This is a genomic window from Bacillus thuringiensis (genome assembly GCF_001595725.1).
Taxonomy (GTDB): Bacteria; Bacillota; Bacilli; order Bacillales; family Bacillaceae_G; genus Bacillus_A; species Bacillus_A thuringiensis_K.
The window spans coordinates 1,418,208-1,433,387 of sequence record NZ_CP014282.1 but is presented as its reverse complement, the minus strand read 5'-3'; the positions used below and the strand labels follow the sequence as shown (position 1 = coordinate 1,433,387).

Here is a 15,180-nt window from a genome sequence, read left to right as displayed (position 1 = left end):
ATCTTTCTAATCTCACTCTGTCTAGTTAAAACTATATCATTTATTTACTAAAAAAAAAAAAAGAAAAGCAGTTTCCCGCTTTTCTTTACTTCGTTTTAATAAACGATAAAATTTCACTGCGTGCTGCAGCATCATTTTCAAGCACACCACGTACTGCTGTCGTTACTGTTTTCGCACCTGGTTTTTTCACACCACGCATCGTCATACACATATGTTCTGCTTCTACTACTACCATTACACCATGAGGCTCTAGTACTTCCATAATAGAGTTCGCTACTGTTGATGTAATACGTTCTTGCAGTTGTGGACGACGTGCAATTGTATCTACAGTACGAGCTAATTTACTTAACCCTGTCACCTTTCCACCTTGCGGAATATATGCAACGTGAGCAACTCCATAGAATGGAACTAAATGATGCTCACACATCGAATAAAATGGTATATCTTTTACTAGTACAAGCTCTTCGTGATCTTCTCCGAATACTTTATGCAAATGCTCTTTCGGATCTTCATGCATACCTGAGAACACTTCTGCGTACATTTTTGCAACACGCTTTGGTGTATCAAGTACTCCCTCACGATTTGGGTCATCCCCAATCGCCTCTAAAATAAGGCGTACTGCATGTTCAATTTGTTCTAAATTAACTTTTGCCATCCGCTAGCCCTCCCGAAAACCTAAAAGTGATACGAACACATTCTAGCATATTTATGTTTTTAAAAGCAAAAAGAAGAGTTCCCAAAAAGGAAACTCTTCTTCCCTGTTAATATGTAAGGATTATTTAACCGCATCTTTTAACGCTTTACCAGGTTTGAATGCAGGTACTTTACTTGCAGCGATTTCAATCTCCTCACCTGTTTGTGGGTTACGACCTTTACGAGCCGCACGCTCACGAACTTCGAAGTTACCGAATCCGATCAGTTGTACTTTATCACCTTGTTTTAAAGCTTCTAAGATAGAATCAAAAACAGCGTCTACTGCTTTTGTTGCGTCCTTTTTAGAAAGGGAACTTGCTTCTGCAACAGCATTGATTAAATCTGTCTTGTTCATGCCATTCACCTCCTCCCAAAGATAAGACTGTATAATGATCATAAAATGAGTCTTACTTTCATTTGTAGGCAATTTTTGCAAATTCTATACTACAAAGATGTAGATAAATCATTATCAACGCCTATATTATACGATTCTCCTTTATAATTCAATATTTTTAAGGAAATTGTTACTCTGAAAATGTGAAAATCTGATGAAACTTGACAATTTACAACAATGTATTAGATAATGACTGTTTATTTTTCTATTTTACAATCAAAAAAATAAAAAATCCCTCTACAATGAGAGGGATTTTTTATTATAGTATAATCGCAATTAATCCGCCAGATCCTTCATTAATAATTCTTTCTAGCGTTTCTTTTAATTTATATCTAGCATTTTCTGGCATTAAAGATAATTTTGCCTGAATTCCTTCTCGAACAATCGAGCTAAGTGAACGTCCAAATATATCAGAATTCCAAATTGATAACGGGTCATCTTCAAAATCTTGCATTAAATAACGAACTAATTCTTCACTTTGCTTTTCAGTACCTATAATCGGCTCAAACGTTGACTCTACATCTACTTTAATCATATGAATAGATGGCGCTACCGCTTTTAACTTCACACCAAACCTTGAACCGTGACGAATAATTTCTGGCTCATCTAAGCTCATATCCGCTAATGCAGGCGCTGCTACACCATATCCTGTTTGCTTAACCATACGCAGTGCATCCGCCACTTGATCGTACTCTATTTTCGCATGAGATAAATCGAGCATAAGCTTTAATAAATGATCTTTCCCTCGAATTTCTACTCCTACTACTTCTTTTAAAATCTGATCATATAATTCATCTGGCGCATATAAATCAATCTCCGCCACACCTTGCCCCATATCAATGCCAGCTAGGCTCGCTCGATCAATAAATTCATATTGACTAAACTGCCAAACAACGCGATCCACATCACGAAGACGTTTTATATCCTTCACAGTTTCTTGAACTGCTTCTTGATAACTTTGACGCAACCAATGCCCTTCATTTAGCACCATCACCCAGCTTGGAAGGTTCACATTCACTTCTAATACAGGGAATTCAAATAACGCTTCACGAAGTACATTATATACATCTGTTTCTCTTAAACTCTCCACACTCATTGCAATAACCGGGATATCATATTCTTCTGATAAACTTTGGCGTAATTGCTCTGTATCTGGATGATACGGCTGTACCGTATTAATTATCATAATGAAAGGTTTTCCTACTTCTTTCAACTCATTTACAACGCGTTCTTCTGCCTCTATATAATCTCTTCTTGGAATTTCACCAATTGTTCCATCTGTTGTAATTACAACACCAATTGTTGAATGTTCTTGAATTACTTTACGCGTGCCGATTTCTGCAGCTTCATGGAATGGAATAGGTTCTTCATACCAAGGGGTATTAATCATGCGCGGGCCATTCTCATCTTCATAGCCCTTCGCTCCAGGAACCGTATATCCAACACAATCTACTAATCGAATATTCACTTCAAGTCCTTCATCTACTTCGATAGAAACCGCTTGGTTTGGAACAAACTTCGGTTCCGTCGTCATAATTGTACGACCAGCAGCACTTTGAGGCAATTCATCCTGCGCTCTTTGACGGTCAGACTCATTCTCAATATTTGGAATAACTACAAGTTCCATAAATTTTTTAATGAATGTTGATTTCCCTGTTCGAACAGCTCCTACAACTCCAAAATAAATATCACCGCCTGTTCGTTCTGCAATATCTTTAAAAATATCTACCTTTTCCAAGTGATTCCCTCCCTCAAAATTTTTGGGAATAATTCCGCGTTTATAGTCAACTAATACCTTCTCTAACGTTGCCTATAATATCTGATATAATATAATGGTATTCTAGAAGTTCGGACAATATATCATATAATTTTGTCCAATTTCATATGACTATTAAAAAATATCTTTTGTTTGCATCGTAAGTTGTATAACATAAAAAACCTTTCTTCTAGAACTTATTCACTAAAAGAAAGGTTCATGACTTATCATTTTAAAAAAATTGGTTCTCCGTCCTTTACTGTGTACGGTAAAGAATAAGCTGGTACAAACGGGGAAGCTTTCAAAAGTATATTTCGAATATCTTCTCCCTCTGTAAACTGCCCTTCATTTTTTTTCAAAGCGTCATATAAGTCAATTCTATAATCAACAAAAACTTCTCCTTTTTCATTTATTACAAAAGGAAGTCCTTTACCAGAATATGGACTTGTCACTTGTGGTACATCTTTATATCCTAGTTTTTTGAAATCCAATTCATATACACCATCTGAAATTACTTTTTTAAAAGGTGGATATTGATGTTCATCACGATACATCCTAAGCTTTAAAGAGAGTTCCTGAATTTGTTCAGCCATCCTAACATCAATTAACTTTACTGTTGGATTTGTTTCAACGTCTATTAATACGTATTGATATACTCCTCCACTTTCATACGCATTCCCTGGCGCTTCTTGTATGTAACGCGGGGCAATCTGTTGAAAATCGATTGGATACTTTTGATAAATAGGTGTACTCATATCCCTCGTCTTAATTGGCAATATCCCATCATTTTGCTCCTTAAATGTCACAACAGCTTTTTGAACAACCTGTAGTTGATCTTCATAAGGAACCGCATTTTGCTTTATATTTTCTTTCGGATACAGACACCCTGTTAAAAGGCTCATACAACAAAATATTAAAATAATATAGACTTTTTTCACTAGCATCACCTTTTCATACTAATATAACTTGCTCCGTATATAGTATTTTCGAGACCATTCCATTTACTGCTGTACAGGTCCACTAAATACAACAAGAAAAATAACAATTCCTGACACAATCATAAGGGTGTAGGCTACTAACGCTGTAATCCCTTTCAAAAATTTATTCTTTATTTTATGTCTACTTAATAAAATAAAACTTACTGCAAAAAACATAAATCCAATTGCCCCTAAAGCCAACCACATTTTCATAAGCCCTTCTGACATATACACACCCCTTTTTATTAATCTATTTTTATACTATTTTAACAAATTAAAATCTTTAAACAAATACAAAAAGAACATTTTACTACAAATTGCGAATATGTAACTTTAATCAATAGGTTTTTTCAGCATTTCTCACCAATCTAGGCAAAAATAAAGCCGAAGCGATTGTATCTCTCGCTTCGGTTGACCAAATATGCCCAAAAACAGCTCTATTCCCATTCTTTCATGGCTATCATATGCAATCTACAAACTCTTTGTTTCTCATAATTTATTTTTTAAACATCTTGCTTAACGAGCCAAAATCTGTTGGCATATTATTATTAATAATCGCTTTTACAATTTGATCCTCTTGCTCTTTCGGCACTTCACGTCCCGCCATAAGAGCCACTTGATGAATTAATTGACGAAGTACAGTTTCATCACGTAAATTCGCATTTTGCACGGATGATGCTAATTTAAAAATATCCTCTTTATTTACTTTCGCTTCCTTCTCAATATTATTAAAAATGTTATTATCCATTCTTTTCACCCTCTCCTCAAGTTACTCTTCATCCTATGCAAAAATGAAAAAATGGTGAAAAGACCCAAAAAATAAAAAAAGCGCCAGAAGTACAAATGTACTTCTGGCGCTTTTCTTTACAGTAAATCAGGTATAGCTTCCACTTCATGTTTTCGAACACGTCCCATCAATGAGCCTACCGCATCTTTTACGTTATTCCCATTGAACAGCACGTCATATAAAGCAGCTGTAATCGGCATTTCAACTTCCATTTTCTCTGCCAATTCATGAGCAGCTTTCGTTGTTCTTACACCTTCCACAACCATACCCATACTTTCTAACACTTCTTCTAAAGAGTGTCCTTTTCCAAGCATATTTCCAGCTCGCCAATTTCGGCTATGAACACTTGTACAAGTTACAATTAAGTCTCCCATACCAGTTAGACCAGCAAACGTTAACGGATTCCCGCCCATCTTTCTTCCTAAACGAGCAATCTCTGTTAAACCACGTGTCATCAATGCTGCTTTTGCATTATCACCTAATCCAAGACCATCAGTTATACCAGCAGCTAATGCGATAATATTTTTTAACGCACCACCAAGTTCAACTCCAACGATATCTGGATTTGTGTATACACGGAAATAACTATTCATAAATAAATCTTGTACTTCCTCAGCCGCTTCCATACGCTTTGCTGCAGACGTAACTGTTGTCGCTTGTCGTAAACCGACTTCTTCAGCATGACTCGGTCCAGACAGTACAACAACATCTTTAATTAAGTGCTCTGGAATTTCTTCCTCAATCACTTCCGAAATACGTTTTGACGTACCAGGTTCAATTCCTTTGCTCGCATGAATCCAAGTAATTGATTCAGTAACAATTTCTTTCATCTCTTGTAATACATCTCTGTACGCTTTCGTTGGTACTACTAGCAGTACTGTATTTACATCTACTAATGCTTCTTCTAAAGAAGAGTAGGCTACGATTGTGCTTGGCAATGTAATGCCTGGGAGATATCGACTATTCTCATGTTTCGTATTAATTTCATCCATAAGTTCTGGGCGATTCCCCCAAATACGTACATCATGTCCATTGTCAGCTAATACCATCGCTAACGCTGTTCCCCAGCTACCTGCTCCTACTACTGTGATTTTTGTCATAAAATCACATCCTCTCCATTAGTCTCTTGCTCTAGCGATAATGTGAATCGGCGTTCCTACGAAGCCAAATGATTCACGTAAGCGATTCTTTAAGAAACGCTCATATGAGAAGTGCAATAATTCTGGATCGTTTACAAACACAACAAATGTTGGTGGTTTTACCGCAACTTGTGTTGCATAGAAAATTTTCAGACGGCTACCATTATGAGTTGGTGTCGGATTCATCGCTACCGCATCCATAATTACATCGTTTAATACGTTCGTTTGAATACGGATACTATGACTTTCATTTACCTCATCGATAACCGGTATTAATGTTTGTGTACGTTTTCTCGTTTTTGCAGATAAGAAAACAATTGGTGCGTATTCTAAGAATTGGAAATGAGCACGGATATTTTCTTCAAATGCTTTCATTGTTTTCTCGTCTTTTTTCACTGCATCCCATTTATTTACAACGATAACAACAGCTCGCCCTGAATCATGAGCATATCCAGCGATTTTTTTATCTTGCTCAATAATTCCTTCTTCACCATCTAAAACGACTAAAACAACGTCAGAACGTTCAATCGCTCTTAGAGCACGAAGTACACTATATTTTTCTGTACTTTCATACACTTTTCCTTTTTTACGCATACCAGCTGTATCAATAATTACATAATCTTTTCCATCTTTACTATATGGTGTATCGACAGCATCACGAGTTGTTCCTGCTACATTACTAACAATTACACGCTCTTGACCAAGAAGAGCATTTACAAGTGATGATTTCCCTACATTTGGACGTCCAATTAAAGAGAAACGAATTGTGTCTTCATCATATCCGTCTTCTTCAATCTTTGGGAAATGTTGTGCAGCTTCGTCTAGTAAGTCACCTAATCCTAATCCGTGTGTACCTGAAATTGGAAATGGTTCGCCAAATCCTAATGCATAAAAGTCATAAATGTCACTGCGCATTTCCGGATTGTCCACTTTATTTACCGCAAGTACAACCGGTTTATTTGAACGATATAAAATTTTTGCAACTTCTTCATCAGCTGCTGTTACACCGTCACGACCGTTTGTCATAAAAATGATAACATCCGCTTCATCAATTGCTACTTCAGCTTGTTGACGAATTTGTGTCAAAAACGGCTCGTCTCCAATATCAATTCCGCCCGTATCAATAATGTTAAATTCATGATTTAACCATTCTCCAGCGCTATAAATACGATCACGCGTTACACCTGGAATATCTTCTACGATTGAAACTCTTTCTCCAACAATTCTATTGAAAATAGTAGATTTCCCTACGTTCGGGCGACCTACTATCGCTATTACTGGTTTCGGCATATACTTTCATCCTTTCAACTTGCTTCTGTTTATTATGTAAAAAACCCTTCTTTGTGCAAGAAGGGATTTGCATTCCAGAATATTTCTCAACGTATCAAAACACCTCACATTATAACACACGTTGCTAATGTTTCACAATAATATATACATTCTCTTGTAAGCGATGTGCAATACCATCTAAAATTGCCTCTAAATTATTTGCAACAAATTCTAGTTCCTCTGTCGATTCGCAAACGAATAAAGGAGCACCACCTGCAAATTTTTCTGGAGTCGTTGTTATAACTGCCAGAATAACACTTTCTAACATCATCTCTTATCTCCCCTTCCTTTCGGGGCTTCCGATGACATATGGACAGCACTTTCTAACGTTGGTACATTTCCTATGACACCTATCGCTTTCTCTGCATCTTGATCTTGCGGCAGGACAAAAATCCCAACCCTGCCATCCTCTAAATCACGCTTTGCTAACGGTACAAGCGCTGGTGTACCAGAATCTCTATAAATCCCTAACGCTACTGAAACATCGTGTAAAATAGCTTGTCGTTGCCCTAAATTTGAGATTGTAACCATCGCATCAATTGATTTCGGCTTTAAAATAAAACCCATACCATATTTCATAATTTCTTCTTGTCTTGCTGGCAATCCAATATTCATAATGTAAATATTGTCAATATAAAGCCCTGCTCCTTCAAAACGAAGCGGAACGTGCTCAATTTCAACAAGATCATGCAGCCTTTTACCAGACATTAATTTTTTCGCGATAAAAAATGCAATTATAGCCATAATTACTCCTGCAATCCATGAACGGAACCCTATATACGCAAACGTCGTTGCAAACGACGTTAACATTGCCAAATAGTTGCGACTTTCAAAAACCAATGCAATTCCTTCAATGTATGTATTTCCACGCGGTACGAGCTCATACCCATCTAATTGTTGAAGCGTATTTCTTTCCATATTACGTACATCACGAAATTGTGTCGCTGCTAACGTAAGAAATGTAATGGCAGAAAAATCTTTTTTCAAAATAGACGGGATTGCAATCGCTCCTAAAGCAGCTGCAATTAAACCCATTGCAATATGAATGATTTTCCCATGCAGCCTCGTCGGATATTGCCGCGTATCCGTCCGCAGCATTAGCACCCTTGTAACTGTCCCTGCTATTACGCCGCATAAAATGGCTGGTGTATATTCAGTCATGTATTACCCTCGCCTTTCTTTTACGTGTTTTTCTCTTAAACTGTTCCCTGTATACTGATGCTTTTGCAATCAAAAACAATACTGCCATGAATAATGTAGAAACGGCGACGATATCAAAAAATGCTAAACTACCGTAATCATATGGAAAATTCAATTTCCTAAAAATAAATGTCACTAGCAACTCTCCTTGTAACATTCCTACATATAGGGAACATAATCGTAATACGCGATCCCCATGCAATAACACCGATGCATACACAAGAGCACTACTTAGCAGAAACACTCTATCCACCACAATCCAAATCGGATCATATATTTCTAACAGATGAAAACTTGTATATAACATTGCGATAATAAGTGCCGAAAGTAAGCTATACAATTTTTTCCAGACAGAATATAGCGTGATCCCTATAAAAGAAATAATACAAAGTAGAAGAGCATTTACCGATACCACGAATGAGGCAATCGTTACATGTAACGGAGAGCAAATTATAAAAATCAGTATACAAGCGCCTAACTTCCACCGAATAGGGTCCTTTTTCATAAAAAAGGTTGCGATGACCCACCCTATCCAAGCTACAAAATAAAAAGTACTTCCATCCATCAACTTCACCTCCTATGTTTTCCATTATGGGAACTTTTTATGAAAGTTAATCCACTTTATTTACGCATAGTTTTTTCTTATAACAGCAACACTTTTAACAAGGAGGTGTTATTCATTATGGGTAAAGATCGCCAAGAACGAAAACTACGAGAATCACGCCGCGTTGAATCCGATCGTGATCAATCACTACAATATCCAGGTGCGACTGGACTTGATACACCAGAACAGGCTCGAAAACAAAACCAGCACTAATTAATACAAAAAGACGGTTTCGATATTGTACGAAACCGTCTTTTACATAATCATTTTAATGTTTTAAATTTATATCAAAATAATATTTTGCGCACTATATCCTTCCACTACTTCTTTTTACCTTCACCTATTCCCATTAAAAATTAAGTTCTTTCCAGTAATTCGACAACACACCATCTACATTTTCAACCCTTTTTCAATTGTAATTTTCACGAAATGATATTTTCATATAATACTAGTTCCATTCTCCACTTTATATTACGAAAAAGAATAGAACAAAAAAATCAACCGAACGGTTGATTTTTTATCTCCTACTATAATGCGCAGTATCAATACCACGTTGCATTAACCAATGATATGTTTCACCCTTTACAACAAGAGGTACAGATTGCAACTCTTCTATCGTCTTCGCACCAAGAGCTGTCATAATAAATTTCAAATCTGTATGTAGAAGCTCAATTTCATCCACTAACTTCTCGATACCATCTTGCATTAAAATACGTAAAAGGTAACCAGCAAACGCAGTTGTATTCGCCCCTAATGCGATTGCTTTCGCTACGTCAAGCGCTGTTTGTATACCCCCAGATGCAATAAAAGAGAGGTTATTATTTGTAGAGGTTGCTTCAATAATCGAGGTTGCTGTTTGTATGCCCCAGTTATTAAAATAAGAAAGCATTCGCTGTCTTCTTTCATTTTCAACAGCAGCAAAATTCGTACCACCTTGCCCACCAATATCAATGGCTGTTACACCTACGTTCGCTAACTGTTGCATCGTTTCCTTACTCATCCCAAATCCAACTTCTTTTACAATGATAGGAACTTTACTATTTAAAACAATTTTCTCAATGCGCTGAAGTACTCCAGTAAAATCACGGTCTCCTTCTGGCATCGTTAACTCTTGTATGACATTTAAATGAATTTGCAATGCATTCGCTTCAATCATATCAACGGCGCGCTCTGCCTGCTCGATAGTTGCCTCACTACCTAAATTAGCAAAGAAAATACCATTTGGGTTTACCTTTCTAATCACCTTATAAGAAGCAACTTCACTTTCATCTTTTAACGCCGCCATTTGCGAACCTACAGCCATAGCAAGGTTGTGATGTTTCGCTACATATGCTAATTGCTCATTAATATGTAACGTTTTCTCTCCTCCACCACCAGTCATCGCATTGATAAAAATCGGCGAACTTAGTGAAAGTTCGCCGATTTTTGTTTCACATGTTATTGTGTCATAATTTGAATTTGGCAAGCTTTGATGCACAAAATCAATATCATGAAAGCCATGCGTACGAGACTGACCAGTAGAAAGAGCATATTCAATATGATCTAATTTACGTTTTGCCCTTACCACTTGTACCCCTCATTATTTCTTTAATTTTTTCAGTTGTTCACCAATAATATCACTTAATTGGAAAGTAGCAGAATCAGCATTTGGCTCATACTGACTATAATCTTCAGTTACATTATTTTCCTCAAGCGCTTCTTTTATACTTAAAGAAATACGTTTCTCTGCTACGTGAACTTCAAGTACTTTCACTTTTACTTCTTGTCCCATTTCCAATACTTCATTCGGATTTTTCACGTGACGATTTGCAATTTGAGATACGTGTACAAGTCCTTCAACGCCAGGTAAAATCTCAACGAATGCACCAAATGTAACAAGGCGTTTTACTACTCCCTCACGAATATCTCCAGCTTTTATTTCGCCAGCAACGTTTTCCCAAGGTCCTGGTTGAGCTGCTTTAATTGATAAAGAAATACGTTGTGTATCAGCATCAACAGATAACACCTTTACCTTAACTTTTTGACCTTGCTCCAACACTTCAGAAGGTTGCTCTACACGTTCGTGTGAAATTTGTGAAATGTGAACTAAGCCGTCCACTCCACCAACGTTAACGAATGCGCCAAAGTCAGTTAATCGTTGCACTGTTCCTTCAACAACGTCCCCTTCTTTTAATGAAGAAATTGCTTCTTTTTTCTTAGAATCTAGTTCTAATTCTACTACCGCTTTATGCGAAAGGATTACACGATTTTTTTCACGGTCTAATTCAACAATTTTCACCGCTAATGTTTTACCTTTATAATCAGTAAAGTCTTCTACATAATGTACTTCTACAAGTGAAGCTGGAATAAAACCGCGAACACCAAGGTCCACAACTAATCCGCCATTCACAATATCTTTTACAGTAACATCAAATACATGACCAGAAGTAAATTTCTCTTGTAGTTCTACCCATGCTTTTTCTGCATCAACAGCACGTTTAGATAAGACAAGATCATCTTCTTCTAATTTAATAATTTTCAACTCTAGTGTTTGATCTAATTCTACAACATCGCTTGCTTTTTCAATATGAACGTTAGCTAATTCACTAATTGGAATTACGCCATCTGTTTTGTATCCAACATTTACAAGCACTTGTTTCTCTTCAACCTTCGTTACAGAACCTGTAACAACGTCACCAACTTGTAATTCTTTTGAATCCATAACTTCTTCATTCATTTTCTCTACCATGGAAATACCTCCCTACAGAATTGACAAAGCATTTTTTATGTATATACGAAATGAAAACAAAGTTTTCATTTGCACGTTTAAGAATTTCTCATCACATACTCTTTTTCAATACCATTCACAAGAAAATATATTAAACCTATATAAATAGTATACAGCAAAACTAGCTTGAAAAAAGTATGTTTTGAAATATAATAGCGAATATATTCTGACAGTTTTATTCCTCTTTAACTAACTTCTTACAAATCAGCTCATTTGTCAAGGAAAGAGACTCACAATTCACGTATCCTTTACATTTCTATTTAAACAAAAAAAGAAAGAGGATTATCCCCTTTCTTTATTTCGCAAACACTCCAGAAACAATGCTCATAATTTTTTGGACAACTTCTTCAATTGATAAAGAAGTCGTATCTAATTCCAATGCATCATCAGCCTTTTTTAGTGGAGAAACTTCGCGTTCTGAATCTAATTTATCACGCTGAGCAATTTCTTCTTTTAACTGCTCTAAATTAGAATCGAAACCTTTATTTAAATTTTCTAAATGTCTTCTTTCCGCTCTTTCTTCAACAGAAGCAAGCATAAAGATTTTCACTTCAGCATCCGGTAATACATGTGTACCAATATCACGGCCGTCCATTACAACGCCGCCTTTTTTCGCTAACTCTTGCTGACGACGTACCATTTCTTCACGAACAAGGCGATGTTTCGCTACAATAGATACTCGATTCGTCACATCAGGTGTACGAATTACTTCAGAAACATCTTGTCCATTTAAAAATACAAGCTGTGTATTGTCTCCTTGCTGAAACTCAATATTTACATTCTTTACAACTTCCATTAACTGCTCTTCATTTTCAACGTCTACTTTTTGTTCAAGGGCTGCATATGTAAGCGTACGGTACATTGCGCCTGTATCAATATAAACGTAAGAAAGTTCCTTCGCAACAACTTTTGCCACTGTACTTTTCCCAGCAGCTGCTGGACCATCTATAGCAATTGAAATTCGTTTATCCATCGTAACACCTCATTTTTTCACTTATAAAACAAAACGAAAAGCAGGTGTTCACCCTGCTTCTTCTCATTTGCTTCACGTCATTAAATCCTCAATTATTGTAGCATAATCCTTCATAGAAGAAAATGAAAACTACCTATTCACCTGCAAGATTTCCATTTTGTTTTTTACCATGACACCCTCATAATAAACAATTTTAGATAAATATTTCACTGATGACTTATGTATAAATAACAATTGCACAACAGAAAGACAAATGAATTGTATTATTAATATACGAATAAAAATTCTCTCCATCTTTTTCACCGCAATCCCTCCCTCCTATACTATATTTGCCCATTTCGTTTCGTGATTTTATACATCGTACATATAGCGGTTAATTTTATTGTCATTTTCGAGGCATACTTTTATACATTTCCATTGTCGAATTTACTCAAAACATGTTATGTTCTAAATGTATTTTTTTACTTGAAAGGGGTATAAGCATTGAAAAGAATCCTAGTTTTACACACAGGTGGAACAATTGCAATGGAGGAAGATAAAGAAACTGGGGTCGTACAACCAGGTGAAAAAAATCCTCTTTTAAAATTCATTCCTGATTTAGAAGGCGATGTTGATTTAATCGTTGAAGATGTGTTCCATCTACCATCTCCTCATATGACACCGAGCGAAATGTTACAATTACAAGTCATCATTGATGAAAGAGTAAAACAAGACAACATTCATGGCGTAGTCATTACGCATGGCACGGATACATTAGAAGAAACAGCTTATTTCTTAGATTTAACAGTACAAGCAACTATTCCGATCGTAGTGACAGGTGCAATGCGCTCTAGCAATGAGTTAGGTGCTGATGGTCTATATAACTTCTTATCAGCTGTAAAAGTTGCTAGTTGTGATGAAGCTGCAGAAAAAGGTGTTTTAGTCGTATTAAATGACGAAATTCATTGCGCTACAAATGTAACGAAAACACATACAAGTAATGTCGCAACATTCCAAAGCCCACAATACGGACCAATTGGAATGGTAACAAAACGCGGCGTTGTCTTCCATCACGCTTTAGTACATCACGAAACATATACGATAAACAAAGTGTCTAAAAATGTAGTTGTTCTAAAAGCATATGCTGGCATGGATGATACATTATTAGCAGCAATCGAAAATCTTCCTGTAGACGGCATTGTTATCGAAGCTCTTGGACAAGGTAATCTCCCTCCGAGAACACTACCTAGCCTAGAAAGATTATTAAATAAAGGTATTCCTGTCGTATTAGTTTCTCGCTGTTTCAACGGTATCGTTCAAGACGTATATTCGTATGAAGGTGGCGGTAAACACTTAAAAGATATGGGCATTGTATTCACATACGGCTTAAATGCACAAAAAGCACGCATTAAATTGCTTGTTGCATTAGAGAATACAAATTCTCATGAATCCATTCAAAATATGTTTATGCACGAATAAAAAGAAGCTGTCGAGGTTTTCCCGACAGCTCCTTTTTATTTTTCTCTTAATGCAATGGTTTGCGCAATCGCATCTCCATGAAATCTACCGTTCTCGATAAATATTTCATTTGCATTATTTCCAGCAGCAATGACACCTGCAATGAAAATATTTTCAGCATTCGTTTCCATTCTATCCTCTGTATAAATTGGACGTCCTGTTTCTTCATCAATCTGAACACCCATCTTCGTTAAGAAGCTATGATCAGGATGATAACCAGTCATCGCAAATACAAAATTGTTTTTGATTGTAAAAGCTTCACCATCAACTGTAAACGTTAATGTATGCTCAGTAATTTCTTTCACATGAGCCCCAAAATGCATTTGAATTGTACCATTTCGTACTAACGCCTCAAATTCCGGCAAAATCCAAGGCTTTATGCTTGGTGAATACTCACTTCCACGATACAGTACCGTTACACGTGCACCAGATTTAACAAGTTCTAACGCGGCATCTACACTCGAGTTTTTCCCACCTATAACTACTACATCTCGATCAAAATAAGGATGCCCCTCTTTAAAATAGTGAGCTACTTTCTTCAATTCCTCACCTGGAACATTCATATAATTTGGATTATCATAATATCCAGTTGCTACAACAATATATTTCGCTATATATATTTCTTTACTTCCGTCACGCTTTGTCGTCTCAACCTGAAAAACTTCTCCATCTTTTTGAACTTTCTCCACTCGCTCAAAAGCATTTACACGTACAGATTTACGTTTTACTACTTCACGATAATACGCAAGCGCTTGATTTCGAACTGGCTTACGATTTTCTGTAATAAAAGCTACATCACCAATTTCTAATTTTTCACTCGAAGAGAAAAATGTTTGATGAGTTGGATAATTATAAATGGCATTTACAATGTTTCCTTTTTCAATTACTAACGGATTTATCCCAACCTTTTGCAACGAAATTGCAGCCGCTAATCCGCACGGACCGCCTCCGATTATAATAACTGTTTCTTTCTGCATACTCGTCCACTCCTAGTCTTCTACCAATACACTATTTATAAAAACAAGAAAAAACCTACTTACAGCAGTAGGCACCTATCTTTATTG

18 protein-coding genes are annotated in these 15,180 nt (G+C 36.4%); 2 read left to right on the top strand and 16 right to left on the bottom strand.

Features of this window, described 5'->3' with window-relative positions; all coding sequences use genetic code 11:
• Nucleotides 1–85: 85 nt before the first annotated feature.
• The 11 genes from folE to AXW78_RS07265 all read right to left on the bottom strand — a co-directional run bounded on the left by folE (nt 86) and on the right by AXW78_RS07265 (nt 8,840).
• Nucleotides 86–655 carry a GTP cyclohydrolase I FolE gene (gene folE / locus AXW78_RS07315; protein ID WP_001151482.1) on the bottom strand — a complete coding sequence of 190 codons (570 nt, stop codon included), beginning with the start codon at nt 653–655 and terminating at the stop codon, nt 86–88.
• Between the two features lie 120 nt (nt 656–775).
• Entirely contained in the window at nt 776–1,048 is a 273-nt protein-coding gene (locus tag AXW78_RS07310; protein WP_001043860.1) for an HU family DNA-binding protein, read from the bottom strand.
• A gap of 298 nt (nt 1,049–1,346) precedes the next feature.
• Nucleotides 1,347–2,825, bottom strand: a complete 1,479-nt coding sequence (gene spoIVA, locus AXW78_RS07305) for a stage IV sporulation protein A (protein ID WP_000416519.1) — start codon at nt 2,823–2,825, stop codon at nt 1,347–1,349.
• Nucleotides 2,826–3,070: 245 nt separating this feature from the next.
• Entirely contained in the window at nt 3,071–3,781 is a 711-nt protein-coding gene (locus AXW78_RS07300; protein ID WP_000758623.1) for a hypothetical protein, read from the bottom strand.
• Between the two features lie 63 nt (nt 3,782–3,844).
• Complete coding sequence (locus tag AXW78_RS07295) at nt 3,845–4,048, bottom strand: DUF2768 domain-containing protein (protein WP_001289004.1); 204 nt, start codon at nt 4,046–4,048, stop codon at nt 3,845–3,847.
• 268 nt (nt 4,049–4,316) lie between these two features.
• Nucleotides 4,317–4,568, bottom strand: a complete 252-nt coding sequence (locus tag AXW78_RS07290) for a stage VI sporulation protein F (RefSeq protein WP_000369754.1) — start codon at nt 4,566–4,568, stop codon at nt 4,317–4,319.
• A gap of 116 nt (nt 4,569–4,684) precedes the next feature.
• Entirely contained in the window at nt 4,685–5,707 is a 1,023-nt protein-coding gene (locus AXW78_RS07285; RefSeq protein WP_000161764.1) for an NAD(P)H-dependent glycerol-3-phosphate dehydrogenase, read from the bottom strand.
• An 18-nt stretch (nt 5,708–5,725) separates the two neighbouring features.
• Nucleotides 5,726–7,036, bottom strand: a complete 1,311-nt coding sequence (gene der / locus AXW78_RS07280) for a ribosome biogenesis GTPase Der (protein ID WP_001125893.1) — start codon at nt 7,034–7,036, stop codon at nt 5,726–5,728.
• Nucleotides 7,037–7,160: 124 nt separating this feature from the next.
• Entirely contained in the window at nt 7,161–7,346 is a 186-nt protein-coding gene (locus tag AXW78_RS07275; RefSeq protein ID WP_000979059.1) for a capping complex subunit for YIEGIA, read from the bottom strand.
• A complete protein-coding gene (locus tag AXW78_RS07270; RefSeq protein WP_000141596.1) occupies nt 7,343–8,236 on the bottom strand; it encodes a YIEGIA family protein in 894 nt (297 codons plus the stop codon). The genes AXW78_RS07275 and AXW78_RS07270 overlap by 4 nt, the downstream gene beginning before the upstream one ends.
• A complete protein-coding gene (locus tag AXW78_RS07265) occupies nt 8,229–8,840 on the bottom strand; it encodes a YphA family membrane protein (RefSeq protein ID WP_000349108.1) in 612 nt (203 codons plus the stop codon). The genes AXW78_RS07270 and AXW78_RS07265 overlap by 8 nt, the downstream gene beginning before the upstream one ends.
• 117 nt (nt 8,841–8,957) lie before the next feature.
• Here AXW78_RS07265 and AXW78_RS33780 point away from each other — a divergent pair, with 117 nt between their 5' ends.
• Nucleotides 8,958–9,092, top strand: coding sequence for a YpzI family protein (locus AXW78_RS33780; RefSeq protein ID WP_000513900.1), 135 nt, complete (start codon nt 8,958–8,960; stop codon nt 9,090–9,092).
• A gap of 304 nt (nt 9,093–9,396) precedes the next feature.
• Here AXW78_RS33780 and AXW78_RS07255 read toward each other — a convergent pair whose 3' ends face one another.
• The 4 genes from AXW78_RS07255 to AXW78_RS34305 all read right to left on the bottom strand — a co-directional run bounded on the left by AXW78_RS07255 (nt 9,397) and on the right by AXW78_RS34305 (nt 12,922).
• Complete coding sequence (locus tag AXW78_RS07255; RefSeq protein WP_061883933.1) at nt 9,397–10,446, bottom strand: type 2 isopentenyl-diphosphate Delta-isomerase; 1,050 nt, start codon at nt 10,444–10,446, stop codon at nt 9,397–9,399.
• Nucleotides 10,447–10,458: 12 nt separating this feature from the next.
• A complete protein-coding gene (rpsA, locus tag AXW78_RS07250; RefSeq protein ID WP_000229559.1) occupies nt 10,459–11,607 on the bottom strand; it encodes a 30S ribosomal protein S1 in 1,149 nt (382 codons plus the stop codon).
• 334 nt (nt 11,608–11,941) lie between these two features.
• Nucleotides 11,942–12,619 (bottom strand): (d)CMP kinase, encoded by a 678-nt coding sequence (gene cmk / locus AXW78_RS07245; protein ID WP_061883932.1) that lies wholly within the window; start codon nt 12,617–12,619, stop codon nt 11,942–11,944.
• A gap of 129 nt (nt 12,620–12,748) precedes the next feature.
• Nucleotides 12,749–12,922: a YpfB family protein gene (locus tag AXW78_RS34305; protein WP_000738056.1), complete on the bottom strand. Its 174-nt coding sequence runs from the start codon at nt 12,920–12,922 to the stop codon at nt 12,749–12,751.
• Between the two features lie 180 nt (nt 12,923–13,102).
• On the opposite strand from AXW78_RS34305, the gene ansA reads away from it, so the two are divergent.
• The gene (gene ansA / locus AXW78_RS07240) at nt 13,103–14,077 is read left to right on the top strand and encodes an asparaginase (protein WP_000822009.1); all 975 of its coding nucleotides are present in this window, start codon (nt 13,103–13,105) and stop codon (nt 14,075–14,077) included.
• Between the two features lie 35 nt (nt 14,078–14,112).
• Here ansA and AXW78_RS07235 read toward each other — a convergent pair whose 3' ends face one another.
• Nucleotides 14,113–15,093 (bottom strand): YpdA family putative bacillithiol disulfide reductase, encoded by a 981-nt coding sequence (locus AXW78_RS07235; RefSeq protein WP_001168513.1) that lies wholly within the window; start codon nt 15,091–15,093, stop codon nt 14,113–14,115.
• Between the last annotated feature and the right edge of the window lie 87 nt (nt 15,094–15,180).